Below are 20,644 nucleotides of genomic sequence, written 5' to 3'. Positions count from 1 at the left end.
CCGGGGCTGTACGGCCCGTGGACCGTCGGCACGGCCGGCATGAGGCTGTAAGTCATCGGAACTCAACGACCAGGGAGGGGACACGTCATGCTGCACGACATCGTGGTGGGGATCGACGGATCGGCCGAAGGACTCGCCGCCGCGCACTGGGCGGCCCATGAGGCTCAGCGGCGAGGAACCGGGCTCAGCGTGATCCACGTCTGGCACCCTCACCCCCACCCCCCGCCGTACGTCCCCATGGACAGCACCGAGCGCCACTGGGCCGAGCAGCTCCTGCGTGAGGCCGTACGCAGCGTCCGTGCCGCCCACCCGGACCTCCGGATCACCGACCGGCTCGTGTGTGACGCCACGGTGGCCGGCCTGCTCAAGGCCGCGGCCGACGCCGACCTGCTGGTCCTCGGTTCCCGTGGCCTCGGAGCCCTGGGCGGCTTCCTCATGGGCTCCGTGTCCCAGCGTGTCGTCGGCCGGTCCGCCCGCCCGGTCGTACTGGTCCGCGCGGGACGGTCCGCCGCCGACGAGCACCTGCCGGCCTCGGACGGGGTCGCCCCGGAGGAGATACCGGAAACGCCCTACCGTCAGGTGGTCCTCGGGCTGCAGACAGACCGTCCCTGCGACGAACTGATCGAGTTCGCCTTCGACGCCGCCCGCCGGCGGGGCACCGGCCTGCGTGTGGTCCACGCTTTCCGGACCGCATTCCGGCCCGCCCCCGTTCCGTCCATGCCCCTGGTGTCACCGGCCCCGGAGGGCCCGCCTGTCATCCCACGGCCGCAGGCCGGGACGCAGGCGGACGAGGAGGGCACCGTGGCGGCGGTGCTGCGTCCCTGGCGGGAGAAGTACCCGGCCGTCCCCGTGACCGAGACGGTCACCGAGGGACGCGCCGCGGTGGTCCTGGTGCAGGCCGCCCAGGACGCGGGCCTTCTGGTGGTGGGCCGCCGCGGCACCGATCACCAGGTCGGTGTCCACACGGGGCCGGTCACACACGCCGTCCTGCACCACGTCGGATGTCCAGTCGCCGTCGTCCCGCACGGCTGACCCCGCCCTGCGCCCTGACGTGGCCGTCCTCGACGTGCGTCTGCCCGACGGAGACGGCGGCCGGTCCCTGCTGGACGCCTGACGGCGGCCTGGACACGGCGTTCCACGCCGAGGTCGGCGCGCAGCCCAGCAGGGGACCAAAGGTCCCAACAGTCCACGCCCGCCCGGCCCATACCCGGGCGGACACCCGAGCGGCAGGCTGAGAGCGATCCCGGAACACCTCCGGGCAACGCCGCACCAAAAGGGGAGGACGGAAGACATGACCGTGCGAGTGGGGATCAACGGCTTCGGCCGCATCGGCCGGAACTACCTGCGCTGCGTACTGGAACGGACCGGCGCCGCGGCAGCGCCGCTGGAGGTGGTGGCGGTCAACGACGTCACCTCACCGGCGGCGCTCGCGCACCTGCTGACGTACGACTCGACGTACGGGCGCCTGAACCGCCCCGTCGAGCACGACGAGACCTCGCTGACCGTGGACGGGCACCGCATCGCCGTGACCGCCGAGCGCGACCCGTCCGCGCTGGCCTGGGGAGACCTCGGCGTGGACGTGGTGATCGAGTCCACTGGCCGCTTCCGCACCCGTGAGCAGGCCGGCCTGCACCTGGCGGCCGGCGCGCGCAAAGTGCTCCTGTCCGTGCCCGGCAAGGACGTCGACGCCACGCTCGTCATGGGCGTCAACGAAGGAACGTACGATCCGGAGCACCACCACGTGATCTCCAACGCCTCGTGCACCACCAACTGCGTGGCCCCCATGGTCAAGGTCCTCCACGACCACTTCGGCGTCGTCAAAGGACTGATGACCACGATTCACGGCTACACCAACGACCAGGTGGTCCTGGACGGCCCCCACAAGGACCTGCGCCGGGGCCGCTCGGCGGCGGTCAACATCATCCCCACCACCACCGGCGCCGCCCGCGCCGTCGGCCTGGTCCTGCCGGAGCTCGCGGGCACGCTGGACGGCAGCGCCCTGCGCGTCCCCGTCGAGGACGGCTCGCTGACCGATCTGACCGTGGTCCTCGGCCGGGCGGTGAGCGCCGAGGAGATCAACGCCGCCTACCGCGAGGCCGCCGAGGGACCGCTGAAGGACGTCCTGAGGGTGTCCGATGCCCCGATCGTCTCCCGAGACGTGGTCGGCGATCCCGCCTCCTGCATCTTGGACGCCCCCCTCACCCAGACCCACGGCGACCTGGTCAAGGTCTTCGGCTGGTACGACAACGAGTGGGGCTACACCAACCGCCTGCTCGACCTCACCTCGTACGTCGCGGCCCGACTGCCCCGGAGCTGACAGTTCCTGTCAGCCGGTCGCGCGGCGGCGCTGATCCCTTATCGTCTCCCTGTTCGAGCCGTTACCGTGGCAGGTGCACGGTAAGGCTGCCGACATGCGGTGAGGCGTTGGAGGAGCAGCGGTGGAGAACGCCGAGGAGGCCCGCGAGGCACGGGTACGGCTGCCCCAGTTGCGGCTGGACGAACTGCTGGAGGAACTGCAGGCCCGTCTGGACGCGGCACGCGGCACCCGGGACCGGGTGCACAGCCTCCTGGAGGCCGTGCTGTCGGTCGGCCGGGAGCTCGACTTGGAGCAGGCACTGCGCAGCATCGTCGAGGCCGCGGCGGCCCTGGTCGACGCGGAGTACGCGGCCCTCGGCGTGATCGGCCCGGACGGCAAGCGGCTCTCCGCCTTCCACACCGTGGGTGTCGGCGCGGAGCAGATCGCGCGCATCGGCCCCTACCCGGAGGGGCACGGCATCCTGGGCGAGCTCATCCGCCACCCCGAGCCGCTGCGCCTGACCAAACTCTCCGACCACCCCGCTTCCTACGGGTTCCCGGCCGGCCATCCGCCGATGAACACCTTCCTCGGCGTACCGATCCGGGTGCGCGACCACATCTTCGGCAACCTGTACCTGACGGAAAAGCGCGGCGGGCAACAGTTCGACGAGGACGACGAGTCGGTGCTGGCGACGCTGGCCGTGGCGGCCGGCGTCGCCATCGACAACGCCCGCCTCTACGAGGAGTCCCGGCTGCGCGAGCGCTGGCTCCAGGTGAACGCCGAGATCACGCACACCCTGATGTCCGGCGCGGACCAGGGCGGGGTGCTGTCGCTGATCGCTGAACGTGCCAGAGAGATCACCGCTTCCGCCCTGGGCGTGGTGGCCATGCCGGTGAGCGGAACCGACAACCTCACGGTGGAACTCGCCATAGGCCACGAGGCCGACGTGTGGCGCGGGATCGTACTGCCCGTAGAGGGCACACTCATCGGACAGGCGTTCGCCCAGCGGGCGCCGGTCAGCAGCCCGGACGTCTCGTGCGACTCCCGGGTCTCGGCCGGTCCGCCACGCTTCACAGGGCTCGGACCGGCCGTCGCCGTGCCGATCGGCACGGGTGACGAGGCCCGCGGTGTGGTGCTGCTCGTCCGGCAGTCGGGCGGCCGGGAGTTCTCCGAGAAGGAGACCGAGCCACTCCAGGTCTTCGCCGCGCAGGCCGCCGTCGCGATGGAACTGGCGGAACGCCGCGAGGACGCCGAACAGATCGCCCTGCTGGAGGACCGCGACCGGATCGCCCGCGACCTGCACGACCTCGCCATCCAACGGCTGTTCGCCACCGGTATGACCCTGCAGAGCGCCGGTCGCCGCATCCAGGACTCCACGGCCTCCGAACGGATCCTGCGGGCCGTGGACGACCTCGACGAGACCATCAAGATCATCAGGTCGACGATTTTCGGCCTCCGCTCCCGTGACGACGACGCGGCCCCCGCCCTGCGCTCCCGCGCGGTGCGGGCGATCGGCGAGGCCGCCCCGCTCCTGGGCTTCGCTCCCAGTGTCCGCATGGAGGGACTGCTCGACACGCACGTGCCAACCCAGATCGCCGACCACGTCATGGCCGTCCTCACCGAGTCCCTGACCAACGTCGCCCGGCATGCTGCCGCGGACTGCGCCGACGTCGTGCTGGAGACGGACGGCAAGCAGGTCCGCCTGACGGTCACGGACGACGGCGTCGGCATTCCGGACGAAGGCCGCCGCAGTGGTCTGACCAACATGGCCGAGCGAGCGCAGAAGCTCGGCGGCGGCATGGAGCTGGAAAACCCCGGCGGAAAGGGGACACGGCTGGTGTGGCACGCGCCGCTGGCGCAGTCCCCGGACACAGCAGGGGGCGGTTGACCCGCCCGTGACGCACGGCGTCAGCTGACGAGCGGCAGTGGACGCTTGAGGCCGCGGACGAACGAGGGCAGGCCGCGATGCGCGCGGTGGTCTCCCACCGCGCGGTGAGCACCACACCGGCCCATGCTCCCGAGGCACAGGTGCACGTCCGGTGCCGGCCTGAGAGCGCGGAGACACCGCAGGTCGGCCAGGAAGCAGTGGCACGCAGGCGTGGGGTGACACGCGCGGCGGACGGGCATCGAGTGCCCGCGTCGGCCGACGCAGCAACGACCCCGCCCGGCCGCGTCATCGACGGGACCGGGCGGCCGTGATCACACGTCGCCCTCCACCGTCTCCTCCAGCGGACGGCGCGGCGAGGCCGGTCCTTCGATGCCGTACCCGAGCCGGATCACCATCTGCGTGTGCACGCGACGGCCGTCGACCGGGAGACCGTCGAGGACCCGGCGCAGATCGGGCCACTCCATGGCCTGGTGAAGAAGCGAGGCGCGCACTCCGCGCCAGGTGGCCAGCAGAAGCACGCGTTCCAGGGCCTGGCCGGCCCGCAGCCAGTCCGTCCTCCGGTCGTGTGTCGTGGACAGCAGCGCGAGGGCCGGACGCGTCTCGAAGGCGCGGGCAGGCAGCACGTCCGGATGCCGGTGGGCCCCGAAGTCCCGCATCGGGATGCGGTCCAGCGCGTCCTGCGGGCCCAGTGCCGCTGACGGAAGTCCCAGCGTCCGGGAGTGTGGGCCACTGACCAGTCGGCGGCTCTCGGCTGCGCGATCGGCGTCCGCCCGGTTGCGCCGCTCCGCCTCCCACGTGGCGCGCAGCACCCGGTCGGTGTCGTCGCGCCCCGGGAAACGCAGGGTCGCGCCCTCCAGGTGGGCCGCCTCGGTCAACTCGGCGAGCACGTCCGTCGGCAGCGGTCGCCCGGAGAAGGGGAAGCGACTGCTGTGCCGGCGCGACACCGCCTCGTACAAGCCGGTTGCCGGTGCACCACGCACCGATTCGGCGAGCCGGACCGTGGCGAGCAGAGCGGGACGGTCCGGGCACGGGAGCAGCCGGGTCACCGGCTCCCAGCCGAAGTGGGCGGCGGCGACGCGCAGATTGAGGACAGCGCAGCCCACGGACAGGTGCACGGCGCGGCCCGTCGGGTCGGTGTGGCGCAACGCCCGGTCCACAGCGGCATCGATCCGCACCGTACGGGTAGCGGTGTCGAGCCGGAAGCGCCACGGCTGGGTGTTGTGCAGGGACGGTGCGGCCACGGCCGCCGCGACCAGCCGTTCCAGGGCCGGGGCGTCGAGGGTTGACGAGCTCATCGGGACTCCTTCCCGCCCACGTCCGAGGCCGGCTGGGCTGGTGGGTGAAACCCTTTCCAGCCTTGGTCCGCGCCCGCGGGCGCGAAAGGGGCCGTGCGGGCCTCGCCGGTGCCGTTCGGCCTTGGCGCCCGGTGGTGGCCGAAGGTCCCTGTGGATGGGGGCTGTTGAGCCCTCGGGTGCGGACCTTCGGCGTCGGGTGCGGTGTGGTGGGAACCGGGAGAGTCAGCGGTGTCAGGAACCGACCGGATCTTCCCTGAAGGGGTCACTGTCATGGCCATGCACCACTCCACGCACCGCAGTTCGGGTTTCCGCCTGCCGTCGTTCCGCCGTGACGGCGCCGCTTCGGCGCCGGGGGCGGCCGGGTCGGTGGAGGCCGGCACGCTCACCGCACGGGCCTACGTCTTCGCCTCGGCGCGTGTGCTGATGGGCTTCGTCTTCCTGTGGGCGTTCCTCGACAAGACATTCGGGTTCGGTTACGCCACCGCGTCCGGGAAGGGCTGGATCGACGGGGGCTCGCCCACGGAAGGCTTCCTGGGGCACGTGGCGGTTGGTCCGATGGAGTCGACGTTCCACTCATGGGCCGGGGCGGCGTGGGCGGACTCGCTGTTCATGCTGGGTCTGCTCGGGATCGGGCTGGCGCTGACGGCGGGGGTGGCGCTGCGTCCGGCCGCTTTCGCGGGGACAGTGATGATGGCGTTGATGTGGGTGGCGGAGTGGCCGCCGGCGAAGCACCTGTCGGACGGGTCGGCGAGCATGTCGACGAACCCGTTCGCCGACTACCACCTCGTCTACGCCGTGGTGTTGATCGCGCTGGCCGTGGTGTCGGCCGGTGACGCGCTGGGGCTGGGCCGGGTGTGGGCGCGGCTCCCGCTCGTCCGCGACCACGCGTGGCTGCGCTGAACACGGCTGGTGGGGCGGGCCCATCACAAGACCCGCCCCCGCCTGCCGGCAGGCACTGCCGGCCCCAACCCGGGACCACAGGCCCTGCCCCTTGAGATCGCCCGAAAAGACGCTGAGAGCAGAACGAATGACACCGGAGGTGGCCAGCATGGCCCGCACGATCACCGTGGGACTCGACGGCTCGCCCGAGAGCCGGGCAGCCGCAGAATGGGCGGCCCGCGAAGCGGCGCTGCGTCAGGTGCCGGTACGGCTGCTGCACGTGTGGCTGCCCGTACCGGAGCCCATGGCCCAGGCTCCGCTCCTCGGTGCCGAGACGCACCGGCACTGGACCGAGCGGATCCCCCGGGAAGCCGCCGAGGGGCTGAGGCTGCGGCACCCCGGGGTGGAGGTGACCGTCGAGCAGCGGGCCGGGACTCCGGCGGAGGTGCTGCTCGAAGCCGCACGTGACGCGGAACTGCTGGTGCTGGGCTCGCGTGCCCTGAGCGGCCTCGCGGGCTTCCTGATCGGGTCCGTCGGCCAGTCCGTCGTCGCCCACGCCGAGGCGCCGGTGATCCTCGTCCGAGCGGGCGAACAGGCCGCCGACGAACACCTCGAGGACCCCGCCGGCATCCCGTCTGCCGCCACAGGCTTCCGGCCCGTGGTCGTGGGGCTCGACACCGGCAGCCCCGACGAGAACGTCCTCGTCTTCGCCTTCGAGGAGGCGCGGCGCCGTGGGGCCCCGCTGACCGCCCTGAGGGTCTGGAACCTGCCGTCCTCCTCCGCCTACAGCCTGGCCGCCGGATTCGACCCTCGCGAGGAACTGGCCCGCGTCCAGGCCGAGGCACTCACCGAGGCACTACTGCCCTGGCGGGAGAAGTACCCGGACGTCGAGGTGACCGAGACATGCCGGCTCGGCAGTCCCGCCGAGCACCTGATCGACGCGGCCCGCGACGCCTCCCTCGTCGTCGTCGGACGCCGCATCCGCCGCAATCCGTTCGGCGTGCACATCGGTGCCGTCGCCCACGCGGTCATGCACCACGCCACCACCCCCGTCGCCGTCGTCGCGCACGACTGACGTGGCCTACCGCAGCGAGGCACAGAAGGAGCAGGCACCATGAGACAGCGATCGTCCGGGAGTTCGGCAAGCCCCTGGTCATCGAGGAGAGGCCCGTTCCGGAGCCTGGTCGTCGAGGGGCCTGCCCGCCGCGTGTTGCTGAACGCCTCGCACGAGGCGGACCTGCTGGTCGTCGGCCGACGGCGTCCCGGGCAGTTCGGGCTCCGCCTCGACCGGGTCGCCCACACGCTCCTGCACCACTGCGCCTGTCCGGTCGCGGTCGTACCCGATGCGCCGAACGCCTCTCCTGCTACGGCATCCCCCAGCAGCCCTGGGCCTGGGCCGAGACCGAGAACGACGCCGTACGCGCCGCCGAACGCCTGCGCGGCAGCGACGGCCGAGTGGTCCTCAAGGCACACTGGCCCGGACTCGTGCACAAGAGCCTCCAGCACGCCGTCCACCTCGACCTGCGCGCCGAGGCCCAGGTGCGCACGGCCTTCCAGGACCTGCGAACCCGCTTCGAAGGACTCATGACCGGGGTCGTCGTCCAGCCCCTCGCACCCCGCGGCACGGAGCTGTTCGCCGGCGTCGTCCAAGACGGCGTCTTCGGCCCGCTCGTCGTTTTCGGCCTGGGAGGCACGGCGACGGAGGTGCTCGCCGACCACGCCGCCCGCCTCGCCCCGCTCACCGCTCAGGACGTGCACGACCTGATCACCACCCCGCGCTGCGCCCCCCTGCTCTTCGGCAGGCAAGGAGGCGGTCCCGTCGACCTGGAGGGACTGGAACAGGTACTCCACCGGCTGTCCCGGATGGCCACGGACCTGCCACAGCTCGCCGAAGCGGACTTCAACCCGGTCCTCGCCACACCCGGCGAGGTCACCGTTCTCGACGCGCGGATGCGCCTGCTGCCCCGTCGGCCGCAGGACCCCTGTCTGCGCCGACTGCGCTGAGGAGGAACAGACATGAGGAACCAGAAGGTCGGCTCCGTGATGACCACCGAGGTGATCCGCGCCGAGTACGGCACCCCCTTCAAGGCTGTCGCCAGGCTGCTCTCCGAACACCGTGTCAGCGGACTGCCCGTGGTGGACGACGACCAGCACGTCATCGGCGTCGTCTCCGAGACGGACCTGATGCTCCACCAAGCCGCGACGCCGCTCGCCTACGAGCCGCCCCCGCGGTTCCGCGTCGCACGGCTGACACCCCGCGCCCGCCGACGGGCGGCCAAGGCCCGGGCCCGCACGGCCGGCCGCCTGATGACCGCTCCCGCCGTCAGCGTGCACGCCGAGGACACCGTCGTGGAGGCCGCCCGCACCATGGTCGAGCACCGGGTGAACCGGCTCCCCGTACTCGACGAGGACGACCGCCTGGTCGGCATCGTCACCCGGCACGACCTGCTGGGGACCTTCCTGCGCCCCGACGCGGAGATCCGCGAGGAAGTGATCCGCGAGGTGCTGGAACGCGGACTGTGGCTGGTCAACGGCGGCATCGACGTCACCGTGACGGAGGGAGTCGTCACGCTGGGCGGCCAGATGGAGCGAAAGAGCGAGACCGAGATCGCCGTGGCCATGACCCGAAGGACCGACGGAGTCGTCGACGTCGTGAACAGGCTCACCCACCGCTTCGACGACTCCCACTTCCGGGACGACACGCGCGTTCTCGGCGGCGTCGCGGACGACTGGCTGCGGCGTTTGTGAAAGGAGGCGGACCACCATGGAGCAGAGGGTGCTGGTCGCCCACCGGTCGACCGACGGATCGACGGAGAAGATCGCCGAGACCGTGGCGGAGGTGCTGCGGACGGTGGGAATCATGGCCGACGTGCTGCCCGCCCGGTCCCTGACGGACCAGGATCCCTACAAGGCCTTAGGGGCCGGCGGGGCCCTGTACACGGGGCGCTGGCACAAGGACGCCAGGCGCTTCGTACGGCGGCACCGCGGAGCACCGGCCGGTGTGGTTCCGCAGCTTCGACCGCTCGACTCGACGGCCTAGCAGCGGGACACCCCGACCATGCCGGGCGTCCAGAGGGCCATGGCCAGGCTGGACGTCCGTGGGCACGCCTCCTTCGGCGGCCGCCTCACCGAAGGCGCGCACGGTCGCATCGCCCCCGTCATTCTCCGCAACGGCAAGGGCGGTGACTTCCGCGACTTCGCCGCGATCGAGCACTGAGCGGCCGATGTGGCACAGGAACTCGGTGCCATGGTGCACCGGTGAACAGCCGTGTCGGCACGATCCGCCGTGCCCCCGACGCCCGGTCTCCCGGCGCCCGGGGCACGGTCACGACCGCGTACGAGCCGACCATACGGGTGCTGAGGTGCGCCCGGCCACATGGTCGGTGAAGCAGTCGGCCGTCAGCCGCAGGACGTGGTGCAGGGCTTCGGCCGAGGAGACCGGATCAGCGACGTCCGGTATCTCGACCACGCGGTGGAGACAGCGCAGCCAGTCGGCGGCCAGCCGGTTGCGGCTGAGCAGCGGTTGGCCGAGGTCGCCCGTGACCAGCAGGACGGGAACGGACACCCGGGCCGGCGCGGACGGGCGGGCGAGTCCTGGCCGCCCGCTGACGGAGACCACCGCGCGGAGGGATTCGTGTTCCGCCGCGGCCTCGAGCGCTGCGGCCGCCGCCGTGCCGCGGGCCGCACAGCCCACGGGAAAGCTGGTGTGCTTGTGCAGCCAGTCGCAGACCGCACCCGGACGGCGGGCCAGCATGACGACGTCGAAGGCGTTGCGCCTCTCTGCCGGCCGGCCCGTCTCCCACAGGTTCAGTGTCAAGGCGCCCAGGCTGGCGCGGTGCAGCGCGGCGGCGGAGTCCTGCCACGCACGGTCACCGGTGAGCAGGAGCATGCCCCGGGCGGCCACGGGCACGGCCAGCCGACCGGTCAGTTCCACCGGCCCGGCGGGTACCGTCACCGCGCGGTCCCGCGGCGGGAGGTGGCGGAGGACCGGCTCGATGGCCGGTCGACTGACGACGGCAGTCGCGCGGACGTCATCTGGGGCGCAGCGGCCCGCCTCATGAGGGTCGTCACCGTGTGCGGGAACCACAGTGCGCTCAACACGACGGGCCGACGCGTCGTGCCTTCCGCGTGGGTGCGGCAGCGCATGAGCTGCCACCTCCTCCGTACCGCGGAGGCGGTGTGGCGGCGCGCGGCCCTGATACCAGTGCAACGCGCCGCCGTTGCCAGGAACAGAAGCGACCGGCCCCGTGACGAGGGCCGGTCGGGCCTTGCAGGGCGAGCCGAGAGGACGGGGCAAGGTCCGTCGACGGATTAGCCCGCTCGCTGGCTCCACAGCGGACCGACGAGCCGCCACTCCGCGTCCCACCGAGCCATGCGTCGTCGGTCGAGGCACCGCCGGGCGAGGGAGGCCGTACCGAGAGTGGCGCCGGCGAGGACGGAGACGGAGCCAAGACCGAGGAGCACGGACGAGACAAGGGCGTCGACCGGTCCGGTCGGCGGGGTGGCGAGCTTGTCGCGGGCGTCCACCCAGACCGTGACCTGCGCGCCGGGCTGCGCATGGCTGCTCACCAGCGTCCGGCCGGTGCGGTAGGTGCCGTCCGGGTGCAGCCAGCGAACGGTCGCGAGGGTCCGGTAGGCCGAACCCTCGACCGATGCGGGACTCTGCGCGGCGTTCGTGAGCACGACGGCCCGCACGGGGTTCAGTTCGGTGCGCTCCCGGGCGAAGCCGTCCTGAGCCGTCTGAGCTGTCACCGGTCCGGCGACGGCTCCTCCGCACACGATGACTGCCCACACCACCAGCACCATCCAGGATTCGATGATGTCGTCGCGCCGCCGCAGGGGATTGCTGCGCCACCGCCACAGTCGCTTCCGCGGAATTCTGTGCACACCCATCAGCTCCGTCTCCTCGTCCGTTGCTCCTCCGAACATGGCATCCGGCCCGTGCCGGCGTCTTGGGCCGACCGGTGCCCCCAGAGACCGATCGGCCCTGCCCCGCACGCTCACGAAGTGCTCCCCGAGAGATGCGCAAACGCGCACGTGACCGGATGAGCGCCGGTCAGCGGACGGGACCGGCCGGCGGGCGAGGGCCGTCCGGACCAGGCCATGGCGAAGGGAGGCGGAGCACCGTGGAAGCAAGAGGCCGAACACCTGTGGTGCCAGCACCCCGGCTCGCATCTGCTGGTGGCCGTCCGCAATCTCCAGGCTCCCGCCGCGGACAGCCTCGTGCCAGGCGGACCACCGCGTGAGGTCATCGAGGCGGGCGCAGCCTTGAACGCGGAACCGGCGGATACGTCGGAGGGGTGGGCCCCAACGGGACGAGGGCCGTTCCGCGACAGGTCAGGGACTGTCGGCCCACGCCCCCGGCCGCTTCCCCCGTGAAGGATGGGAGCCCGCGCACCGGACGACACACGGAAAGACGACCGGCCGATGTACCGCAATGACGGATTCCGCGAACTGGACCGGCAGGAAAGCCTGCGGCGGCCGGCCAACGCGTCCGTGGGCCGCATCGTGCACACCCGTGATGCCCTGCCCGCCGTCCTGCCGGTCAACTTCCTCCTGGAGGAGAGCGGTGCCGTGCTGCTGTGCACATCGGCCTCTTCGGAGCTGGTCCGTGCCATCGACGGCGCCGTGGTGGCCTTCGAGGCCGACGAAGTCGACACTGCGGCGCAGTCCGGCTGGAGCGTCGTTGTCACCGGCCCCGCCGCGGTGGTGACCGACCCTGACGAACATGAGCACTTGGTCCGCATCGGTCCCCGCCCCTGGGTGCCCTGGCCCGTGGAAGTCTTCGTGCACATCGAAGCGGAGCTGGTCACCGGCCGGGAGCCCGGCTGGCCCGACGGCACGGTGTGCTCCGTCAAGTCATCATGAGCATCACCGTTCGCATCCTCGTCGGTCTCTGACGCCTCCCGAAGGTGGTGAAAGCCAAGGCCAAAACTCTCGGGTCCCGCAACCGGTTTCGTGCGACGATCTACAGGCCCTCTCGGGCTTCACCCTGCCGCAATAACGATTCCCCGGAGAGTTCATGCGCCGCGCCCACCTCCTCTCCGCTGCTGTCCTCCTGCTGTGCACCGCCTGCTCCGGCGGCGCGGACAGTGGTTCGGAGGAGAGTGCGGAGAAGACCATGGATCACGGGGCGGCCGTGCGTGCCGCGATCGAGAGGACGAGCGCGGACAGCGCCCGCGTGGATGAGAAGATCGAGCTGAAGTCCGCCGACAGTCCCAGGACTTACGTGTTCGCGATCGCCGGAGCGTTCGACCTGGCGGGGGACAGGGGACGGCTCACGGTGGAGTTCGAGGACAGTGGCATGGATCCCATCGAGGAGGTCTTTGTCGGCGACACCGTCTATGTGCGGGGCTCGCGGGAGGTGGGCGAGGACAGGTGGGCCTCGGCCGTCCGCAGCGAGGCACTCACTCGCTATCTCCTGCGGTCGCCGCTGAATGACCCGGAGCACCTGCTGCGCCAGGTGAAGGCAATGCGGCAGGTGTCGAACGAGGGCAAGGAACAGGTGAATGGCACCCCTGCGGTGCACTACCGGGGCACGATCGACCATGCCACCGCGACGCTCCGGATGACGGCGGAGACGAAGCGAGGGCTGAACGACCTGCGCGAAAAGCTGGGCGACGACATGCCGGTCTACGCGGACGTGTGGGTCGATGGAAAGGGGCGCGCCGTTCAGGTCCGGCTGTCCTGCTTCGGCGGTGTGAAGGCCATGACGACGATGACGCTGTCGAACTTCGGGACGCCGGTGAAGGCCAAGGCGCCGTCGGCCGAGCGGATCGTCCCTGTGACGGCGGGTGAGGATGTCCTGCTGGCCTGAGCGCAGGCCTCCGGGGAGCCGCTCCAGGACCGCTTCATCCCCGCTGCGCCAGGTCGCATACGGTGAGCGGATGGTTCTCACGAGGGTTTCCAGTGGTGGCTAAGAAGAAGAACAGGCGTGCGGCCAACGGGTATCAGCTGCCACCGCACGTGGAACGGGCCCGCCAGGCGGCCAGCAGGGCAGCGGGGTGGAAGCCAGGTCCGAAGCCTCCACAACGCCGCGTGATCCTGGCTGGGTTCGGCATGTCTCTGCTATGTCTCGGGATGACTGCCGCCTTCTGGTTCCCGGCACACGCCCTGGCAGAGGACCTGCGCTCCAGGGGCGTCACTTCCGCTGCCACCGTCGTCGGCATCGACAACAAGCCCCAGTACGTCAAGGTGCGTCTGGTAAGCGGTCCCCGGACCGGAGACGAGGTCGAGTTCTCGGACTACGCCGGGATGTATCCCGACGTCCACCGTGATGAGGCGATGATCGTCACGTACGACCCTCAGCAGCCATCGCGGGTCCTCTCCCGCGACTGGGTAGAGGATCCCCCGGCGAATCTGCCGGCGTACGGAACAGCGGCCCTCACCCTGCTGTGCCTGAGCCTCACGACTACGGCAGTGATCCGTCGTCTCCGAATCCTGCGCAGGTCCGGCCCTGGTGTGCAGCCCGGCTCGTCGGCGGAGAGGAGCGATGGCCAGCCATGCGCCCCCCGTACAGCCGCAGCGACTGATCGAGAGGCTTGAGACCGCTCGTGAGCGGCTTCGGCCGGAAGACTGGTCGAGCGGTCTGCACTCCTCACCTTGCCGCGGCGGGTTGGGACTCCCAGAGCGCGTGTCGGGTCGTGACCATCGGGTGGTCCTGGTGAGGTCTTTGATCCAGATCATCGAGGCGTGCAGGTGGACACTGGCGAGGTGGCTGTCGGGAGTCTTGTCGTATGGGTGTCTCACCGTCCCAGTTCCGGCCTCCTGCCGCTCTGGGCGGGTGAGGCACGTGGAACCGACGTGAGCCGACCGGTGCACTGATGTCCGGGCGGGGACTCATGGGACATGGCCCGGCACCCGGCTCAGGTGCCGGGGAGGATACGGCGCGTTTCGTAGGCCCACATCGCGATCTCGACCCGGTTGCGGGCACCGAGCTTGGCCATCAGGCTGGCCAGATGCGTCTTCACCGTGCTGAGGCTGATGTGCAGTGCATCGGCGATCTCGGTGTTGGTCAGCCCGCGAGCGACGGCGAGGAGCACCTGCTCCTCGCGGGCGGTGACGGGGGAGACCGGCTGGGCCACGGGCCGGCCGGCGGGCAGGTCCGCGAATGCCTGGAGCAGACGCACGGTGACGCTGGGCGCGATGAGCGCCTCACCGCCGGACGCCGACCGTACGGCCTGCGCCAGAAGGTCCGGTCCCGTGTCCTTGAGGAGGAACCCGCGGGCGCCGGCACGCAGCGCGCCGTAGACGTACTCGTCGAGGTCGAACGTGGTGATGACGACCACGGCCAGCGGGTCGGCGACGCCTGGGCCGGCGACCAGCCGGGTGGCCTCGAGCCCGTCGAGTACGGGCATGCGGATGTCGAACAGACAGACGTCGGGGCGCAGTTCGCGGGCCAGACGGACCGCCTCCCGCCCGTCGGCGGCCTCGCCGACCACCTCGATGCCGGGCTGGGCGTTCAGCATGATCCGCAACCCGGTCCGGATGATCGTCTGGTCGTCAGCGACGAGGACGCGAATGGACACCGCTCTCGCTCCTCGCTCTCGGCAGTTCGGCGTCGACATGCCAGCCCCGGTCGGTACCCGGGCCGGCTCGTAGTGTGCCGCCGAGCAGCGTCGCGCGCTCGCGCAATCCGGTAAGTCCGTATCCGTCGCGACCCCGGCCGGTGCGCCGGCCGTTGTCGTACACGCTCACCCGCACCGTGTGCCGTTCCGCGGCGACCCTGACGACGACCTCGGTCGCGTCGACCGCATGGCGCAGCGCGTTGGTCACCGACTCCTGAACGATCCGGTAGACGGCCGCGTCCACGGCCGGGGGCAGCGCGTCCAGCTCGCCGTCGAGCCCCAGGTCGACCCTGAGGCGACCACCCGGGGTGCGCACCAGGCGCTCCAGATCCGCGACACCGGCAGGCGGCGCCAGCTCGGCGCCGACCCCGCGGTCGCGCAGCGCGGCGACCATGGCGCGCATTTCCTCCAGCGTGCGCGCCCCTTCCTCCTCCACCCCCTCCAGCGACTCGACGGCGGCGGACGGGTCGGTGCCCGCGAGCACCCGGCCCGCCTGGGCGATGATCACCATGGCCGAAACGTGGTGGGCCACCGTGTCGTGCAGTTCCCGGGCGAGCTGCTCGCGCTCGCGGGAGCGCACCTGCTCCAACTGCCGCTCGCGAGCGGTCACCCGGAACCGCACGGCAGCCCCGACCACGCCGGGCAGCAGCAGGAAGACGATGCCCACGACATTTTCGACGACCGGGGTCTCGTCCGTGACGGAACACAGCGCGCCGGCCGCGAGGATCACCGCGCCGCCCAGCACGATCTCGCGCCCCGATCCCCACCGGGGCAGCGCGTACACCAGCACGAGCACGACCGCGCCGGTGTACAGGCCGACGGGCTCGCGCGGTGCGGCGACGAGCGAGGCCACCTGAAGCAGGATCACCGAGCCGAACGCCAGCGTCACCATCGCCAGCGGGCGGGTCCGGCGCCACAGGGGCAGCAGGCACAGCCATACGGCGAACACCACCGCCACCGGCCGCCACACGACGTTCTCGCGCAGGGTGGCCTCCAGCACCACACCGGCAAGGCCCGCGGCGAGCAGCGCCCAGTCCCGCCGCACCCGGGCGGGCGCGTCGGGCGGCCGGGGTTCGGTCCACAGGGTTCGCAGGTCGTCTCGGAGCACGGTTCTCAGCCTACGGACCGCGGCGTGCCGCGCATCGGCCGAAAGGACGGGTCGTCACTCCGCCCCGGGGCCGACGGATCCGCGGCCCGCGGGCCGATGCCGCGGAGCGCCGTGGCGACGAGCCTCGGCATCGGCGGCCGTACAAGGACGGCCGACGAGGTGGTTGGAGGACCCGATGCTCTCGAAAGCCCTGTTGCGCCTGGGCGCAAGCGCCGCCCGCCATCCCTGGCGGGTGATCGCGGCATGGCTGGTCGCCGCCACGCTCGCCGTCCTCGCCGCCGTCGCCTTCGGCGGGCGGAATGCGGATTCGATGACCGCTCCGGGACTGGACTCCCAGCGGGCCGCGGAACTGATCGAGCGGGCCGGCACCGGCCAGGAGGGGATGACCGCCCAAGTGGTCGTCACCCCCCTCGACGACGGTGCGACGTTCTTCGACGACGGCGGCGCGCGCACCGCTCTCACGCGGCTGCGGGCCGAGGTGAAGCGGCTGCCGCACGTGCTCGGCACGAGCGACCCGGCGGGGGCGCTCGACGCGGGCGGGGACACCGCCGTGCGCGGCGGCCTCGTTTCGGCCGACGGGCGGATCGCGGTCGTCCGGGTGCAGTACCCCGACCAGAGCCGGCTGTCGGCCGAAGACCTCGACGCCCTCGTCGATCTAGGCGACCGGCTGCGCGCCGAGCTGCCGCTGCGCATCGAGATGGGCGGGCACCTCTTCTACGTCTTCTCCGACCCCGACGGCGGCGCGAGCGAGCTGATCGGCCTCCTCGCCGCTGCCACGATCCTGTTCCTGGCGTTCGGTTCGCTCGTCGCCGCCGCGCTGCCGATCGGCATGGCGGTCTTCGGGCTGACCGTCGGGGTCGCCACGATGACGGTACTGGCGGGGGTGACAGAGGTCCCCACCTTCGCACCGGTCCTGGGCAGCATGGTCGGGCTCGGAGTGGGCATCGACTACGCGCTGTTCGTGCTCGCCAGGCACCGGGAGTACCTCGCGTGCGGGCTCGATCCGCAGGCGGCGGCCGGACGAGCGGTGGCAACGGCGGGGCGGCCGGTGGTCTTCGCCGGCGGCACCGTCGTCGTGTCGATCCTCGGCCTTGCGGTCGCGAACGTGCCGTTCATGACGGTGGGCGGGCTCGCCGTCTCGATCGTCGTCCTGACGATGGTGCTGGCGTCGGTGACGCTGCTGCCGGCCTTCCTCGGCGCGGCGGGCTCGCGCCTGGCCCGGACAGGCCGGATCGGCCGGGCTCTGCAGACCAGAAGGTTGAGCCGACTCGCGCGGCGACGGGACCCGGCGGCAGGCGCCGCACACGATGCCGGGTGGCGTCGCTGGATCGGGCACGTCAGCCGGCACCCGGTGCCGTACGCGGTCGGCGCGGCGGGGTTGCTGCTGACCGCGACGCTGCCCGTGCTCGGCCTGCGCGTCGGCCTGCCCGATGACGGCTCACTGCCCCACAGCCGTACCGAGCGCCGGGCCTACGACCTCGTCGCCGAGGGGTTCGGCCCGGGCACCAACGGTCCCCTCGTCATCGCCGCGGACCCCACCGGTGATCCGGGAGTGCTGGACCGACTCGTCGAGGCGGTCGCGGCGGATCCGGGCATCGCATCCGTCGCGCCGACGCACATCGATCGGGCCACCGGCATCGCGACCCTCGTGGTGTTCCCGACCACCAGCCCTCAGGACAAGGCCACGGCCGACACCATCGCCCGGCTGCGCACCGGCGTGCTGCCCACGGCGATCGGGCACGGCCCGGCCAGGGCCCACGTCGGCGGCGCCGCCGCGAGCCTGTCCGATGTGGGCCGACGCACCAGCCAACGCCTGCCGGTGTTCGTCGCCGCCGTGCTGGCGATGTCGTTCCTCCTGCTGATGCTGGTCTTCCGCTCAGTACTCGTACCGCTCAAGGCGGTGCTGCTGAATCTGCTGAGCATCGGCGCGTCCTACGGCATCATGGTCGCGGTCTTCCAGTGGGGCTGGGGAGGCGCACTCATCGGGCTGGAAGCGACGGTTCCGATCGTGTCGTTCATCCCGATGTTCCTCTTCGCCATCCTGTTCGGCCTGTCGATGGACTACGAGGTGTTCCTCCTCTCCCGCGTACGCGAGGAGTACCTGCGCACCGGCGACAACGGCACGGCGATCGTCGAGGGCGTCTCGCGCACCGCCCGGATCATCACCTCGGCCGCCCTCATCATGGTGGCGGTCTTCCTGTCCTTCGCCGTCGCCGAGGACCCCTCCACCAAAATGTTCGGGCTCGGCCTGGCCACCGCGATCTTCATCGACGCCACGGTCGTACGCATGGTGCTGGTACCGGCGACCATGACACTCCTCGGCCGGACCAACTGGTGGCTGCCGAAGTGGCTGGACCGGATGCTTCCCCGCGGCCCGGTCGGCACCGACGACACCGACCCGGAACCCACGGGCGAGGCCCCGCGTCCACGGCTGGTTGACCGTTGACTCAACTCCTGCCCGCCCTTGGCGTCCGGCATCTCAGCGCGTCACCCAGGGGCACATCGAGTCGTGATCATCGGGCGGTCCTGGTGAGGTCCTTCGCCCTGGCGGCGCGCACGCGATGGGGTCGGGTGCGCGGCCTGCCGGCCCAAGACGCGGGACACGGACATGGAATGAGCTGCGCCCAGGTGCGTGGCTTGCCCTGCTATTGGAGTCGGCGTCCGACTTCGCCGCCGAAGAGGACGCCGTCAGCGACACCGGCATCGGGATCCCTGAAGCAGAACAGCGCCAACTGTTCACAAGCCTCTTCCTCGCCTCCAACGCTACCACTGGGCCCTCCCCGGCACGGCGGCCTCAGCCTCGGCCTGGCGATCGTCCACGCCATCATCACCCACCACGGCGGCACCACCCACGTCCGCTCCGTCGAAGGCAAGGGCACCATCACCGCCACACTGCCGCCGTGCCGTGTCGCGATAGGCGCAATCGCCTGGTGCAACGTGCTCCCCATTCGGGGCCCCTGAGGGCACGGTTCGATGGCCGGCGGAAGACCGCCGCCGCGTGTCGTCAGCGTTGGCTGTCCGGCTACGCCTTCTGGCGGAGCCAGGCCCTCCGTGTCTGAGGCCGGAAAGGAAGAGGAGTCTGCGGCGATACCTGTGGCATCGTGTCGTGGTCTCCGTGCTCGCACAGCAGCGTTCAGGCCGGGGGCGGCTGTCAGTTCGGTGTGGTGTCGGTGGGCAGGGTGAGCACAGCGGTGGTGCCGCCGCCGGGTGTCTCTTCGAGGCGGAGGGCGCCGCCGTGTGCGGCGGCGATCCGCTGGCAGGTGGCCAGTCCGATGCCGGAGCCTTCGACGTCCGGGTGCACACGGGTGAACAGGCCCATCACACGCTGCCGGTCCTGCGGCGGGATGCCGCGGCCGTTGTCGACGACAGCGATGTCCCAGCCGTGCCCGTGTGCTCCGGCGGTGATGACGATCTGGCAAGGGCGGTCGGTTCTGCGGAATTTCAGGGCGTTGCTGACGAGGTTTTGGAGCAGCACGCGCAACTGGGTCGCATCGGCGATCACGAGGGGCAGGTTCTCGACGGTGACGCGCGCACCATCGGTGCTGACGGGGCCGTCGAGGTCCTCGATGACGGCGTGGGCGAGGGTGTTCAGGTCGACGGGTTCGAGGTGGAGTCGTCCGCCCGCGCTGGCCAGAGCGAGCACGTCTTCGATCATGGTGTGCATGCGGTGGGCGGAGCCGATGACCCGTTGGGCGCAGAAGGAGGCGTCGGGGTCGTTGGCGACCGCCGGGATGCCGATGAGGTTCTCGGCGTGGCCGAGGACGCCGGTCAGCGGGTTCTTGAGGTCGTGGCTGACCTGTCCGGCGAACTGCTGCAGGGCGCGGTTGGAGCGTTCGAGTTCGGAGCGTGCCTCATCGGCGGCTTGCAGTGCCTGATGAAGCAGTGCCTGGTGACGGTGCAGGTCGAGGACGTCGACGACCATGCGGGCCAGTTTGTCCAGCGCGCCACGTTGCGAGGCGGTCAGATGGCGGACCTCGGTGTCGAAGACGCAGAGGGTGCCGAGGACTGGTCCCTCGGGGGTGCGTAGCTGGGAAGCGGCGTAGAAGCGGATGTCGCCGAGGATGCCACTGACATAGGGGTTGTCGGCGAAGCGGACATCCAGCCTGGCGTCCGGAACGAACACCGGCGCCGGCTCGACGAGAGTGACCGCGCACATGGAGTCGCCGCGGGCACAAACCGTCGGTTCGAAACCGACCGCGGCGATCAGATTGGCATCTTTGGCGGAGATGATGTTGATCACCGAATGAGGGACCTGGCAGACATAGGAGGCGAGTTCCACGATCGGCGCCAGGTCCGGTGGGGCCGGTGCCGTCAGGATGCCGTACCGCTGCAGGACTCGTAGACGCTCGGGCTCATCAGCGGTTACCGGGAACGATGCTTTGGCCACGATGTCCGTCCTTTCCTGCCTGGTGGGTCGAAAGATCGTTTCCCGTGCGACACCCGCGGCCACGGAGCCGACGTGCGGATCACCCGACGGGTCCCCTCTTGCGGTTGAGGCCCGGACGGTGCCGACACGGCGCCCTCGGTCTGTCTCACCGATCTGAGCGGCCGCACCAGGGTGCGGATGGTGCGCCATGCGCCGTATGGGGGACCCCGTCACCGAGCAGAAAG

Annotated in this window: 18 protein-coding genes and 2 pseudogenes; 14 read left to right on the top strand and 6 right to left on the bottom strand. The window is 71.2% G+C overall.

Annotated features, from left to right (window positions below; all coding sequences use genetic code 11):
• Nucleotides 1-87 precede the first annotated feature (87 nt).
• The 3 genes from AB0937_RS13370 (at nucleotide 88) to AB0937_RS13360 (ending at nucleotide 4,184) form a co-directional block, all read left to right on the top strand.
• Entirely contained in the window at nucleotides 88-1,032 is a 945-nt protein-coding gene (locus AB0937_RS13370; protein WP_366711554.1) for a universal stress protein, read from the top strand.
• Between the two features lie 259 nt (nucleotides 1,033-1,291).
• Nucleotides 1,292-2,317, top strand: coding sequence for a type I glyceraldehyde-3-phosphate dehydrogenase (gene gap, locus AB0937_RS13365; RefSeq protein ID WP_366711552.1), 1,026 nt, complete (start codon nucleotides 1,292-1,294; stop codon nucleotides 2,315-2,317).
• 121 nt (nucleotides 2,318-2,438) lie between these two features.
• Nucleotides 2,439-4,184 carry a GAF domain-containing protein gene (locus tag AB0937_RS13360; protein ID WP_366711550.1) on the top strand — a complete coding sequence of 582 codons (1,746 nt, stop codon included), beginning with the start codon at nucleotides 2,439-2,441 and terminating at the stop codon, nucleotides 4,182-4,184.
• A gap of 311 nt (nucleotides 4,185-4,495) precedes the next feature.
• Here the strand turns inward: AB0937_RS13360 and AB0937_RS13355 are convergent, their stop codons facing one another.
• Entirely contained in the window at nucleotides 4,496-5,479 is a 984-nt protein-coding gene (locus AB0937_RS13355) for a nitroreductase family protein (protein WP_366711548.1), read from the bottom strand.
• A gap of 270 nt (nucleotides 5,480-5,749) precedes the next feature.
• On the opposite strand from AB0937_RS13355, the gene AB0937_RS13350 reads away from it, so the two are divergent.
• From AB0937_RS13350 to AB0937_RS13320, 7 genes and pseudogenes are all read left to right on the top strand, one after another.
• Entirely contained in the window at nucleotides 5,750-6,379 is a 630-nt protein-coding gene (locus AB0937_RS13350; protein ID WP_366711547.1) for a hypothetical protein, read from the top strand.
• Between the two features lie 148 nt (nucleotides 6,380-6,527).
• Nucleotides 6,528-7,433, top strand: coding sequence for a universal stress protein (locus tag AB0937_RS13345; RefSeq protein ID WP_366711546.1), 906 nt, complete (start codon nucleotides 6,528-6,530; stop codon nucleotides 7,431-7,433).
• Nucleotides 7,434-7,547: 114 nt separating this feature from the next.
• Nucleotides 7,548-7,703 (top strand): annotated as a pseudogene (locus AB0937_RS13340) (universal stress protein); the annotation flags it as partial.
• Nucleotides 7,700-8,362: pseudogene (locus AB0937_RS13335) on the top strand (acetate--CoA ligase family protein); the annotation flags it as partial. The pseudogenes AB0937_RS13340 and AB0937_RS13335, both read left to right, overlap by 4 nt.
• Before the next feature lie 12 nt (nucleotides 8,363-8,374).
• Nucleotides 8,375-9,106 (top strand): CBS domain-containing protein, encoded by a 732-nt coding sequence (locus AB0937_RS13330; protein ID WP_366711544.1) that lies wholly within the window; start codon nucleotides 8,375-8,377, stop codon nucleotides 9,104-9,106.
• A gap of 16 nt (nucleotides 9,107-9,122) precedes the next feature.
• On the top strand, nucleotides 9,123-9,398 hold the full coding sequence (locus AB0937_RS13325) for a flavodoxin domain-containing protein (RefSeq protein WP_366711542.1): 276 nt from the start codon (nucleotides 9,123-9,125) through the stop codon (nucleotides 9,396-9,398).
• 18 nt (nucleotides 9,399-9,416) lie between these two features.
• Nucleotides 9,417-9,575: a hypothetical protein gene (locus AB0937_RS13320; protein ID WP_366711540.1), complete on the top strand. Its 159-nt coding sequence runs from the start codon at nucleotides 9,417-9,419 to the stop codon at nucleotides 9,573-9,575.
• Nucleotides 9,576-9,683: 108 nt separating this feature from the next.
• On the opposite strand, the gene AB0937_RS13315 is transcribed toward AB0937_RS13320, so the two are convergent.
• Together AB0937_RS13315 and AB0937_RS13310 are read right to left on the bottom strand one after the other, a co-directional pair.
• Nucleotides 9,684-10,313, bottom strand: a complete 630-nt coding sequence (locus AB0937_RS13315) for an alpha/beta hydrolase (protein ID WP_366711539.1) — start codon at nucleotides 10,311-10,313, stop codon at nucleotides 9,684-9,686.
• Between the two features lie 356 nt (nucleotides 10,314-10,669).
• Nucleotides 10,670-11,251, bottom strand: a complete 582-nt coding sequence (locus AB0937_RS13310; RefSeq protein WP_366711538.1) for a hypothetical protein — start codon at nucleotides 11,249-11,251, stop codon at nucleotides 10,670-10,672.
• Nucleotides 11,252-11,785: 534 nt separating this feature from the next.
• On the opposite strand from AB0937_RS13310, the gene AB0937_RS13305 reads away from it, so the two are divergent.
• From AB0937_RS13305 to AB0937_RS13295, 3 genes are all read left to right on the top strand, one after another.
• A complete protein-coding gene (locus AB0937_RS13305; protein ID WP_366711536.1) occupies nucleotides 11,786-12,226 on the top strand; it encodes a pyridoxamine 5'-phosphate oxidase family protein in 441 nt (146 codons plus the stop codon).
• A gap of 253 nt (nucleotides 12,227-12,479) precedes the next feature.
• The gene (locus AB0937_RS13300) at nucleotides 12,480-13,175 is read left to right on the top strand and encodes an LppX_LprAFG lipoprotein (protein WP_366711535.1); all 696 of its coding nucleotides are present in this window, start codon (nucleotides 12,480-12,482) and stop codon (nucleotides 13,173-13,175) included.
• Between the two features lie 95 nt (nucleotides 13,176-13,270).
• Nucleotides 13,271-13,903 carry a hypothetical protein gene (locus AB0937_RS13295; protein WP_366711534.1) on the top strand — a complete coding sequence of 211 codons (633 nt, stop codon included), beginning with the start codon at nucleotides 13,271-13,273 and terminating at the stop codon, nucleotides 13,901-13,903.
• A gap of 320 nt (nucleotides 13,904-14,223) precedes the next feature.
• On the opposite strand, the gene AB0937_RS13290 is transcribed toward AB0937_RS13295, so the two are convergent.
• Both AB0937_RS13290 and AB0937_RS13285 read right to left on the bottom strand, forming a co-directional pair.
• Nucleotides 14,224-14,886, bottom strand: a complete 663-nt coding sequence (locus AB0937_RS13290; RefSeq protein WP_030832911.1) for a response regulator transcription factor — start codon at nucleotides 14,884-14,886, stop codon at nucleotides 14,224-14,226.
• Nucleotides 14,861-16,033: a histidine kinase gene (locus AB0937_RS13285; RefSeq protein ID WP_366711531.1), complete on the bottom strand. Its 1,173-nt coding sequence runs from the start codon at nucleotides 16,031-16,033 to the stop codon at nucleotides 14,861-14,863. Before AB0937_RS13285 ends, AB0937_RS13290 begins: the two co-directional genes overlap by 26 nt.
• Nucleotides 16,034-16,208: 175 nt before the next feature.
• On the opposite strand from AB0937_RS13285, the gene AB0937_RS13280 reads away from it, so the two are divergent.
• Nucleotides 16,209-18,479, top strand: coding sequence for an MMPL family transporter (locus AB0937_RS13280; protein WP_366711530.1), 2,271 nt, complete (start codon nucleotides 16,209-16,211; stop codon nucleotides 18,477-18,479).
• Nucleotides 18,480-19,184: 705 nt separating this feature from the next.
• On the opposite strand, the gene AB0937_RS13275 is transcribed toward AB0937_RS13280, so the two are convergent.
• A complete protein-coding gene (locus tag AB0937_RS13275; RefSeq protein WP_366711529.1) occupies nucleotides 19,185-20,420 on the bottom strand; it encodes a GAF domain-containing sensor histidine kinase in 1,236 nt (411 codons plus the stop codon).
• Nucleotides 20,421-20,644: the final 224 nt, after the last annotated feature.

Origin of the sequence: Streptomyces sp. NPDC047880 (genome assembly GCF_040706515.1) — a bacterium.
Classification (GTDB): Bacteria; Actinomycetota; Actinomycetes; order Streptomycetales; family Streptomycetaceae; genus Streptomyces.
Note: the sequence above shows the minus strand (reverse complement) of the source record. Positions and strands in the feature narration are given on the sequence as shown.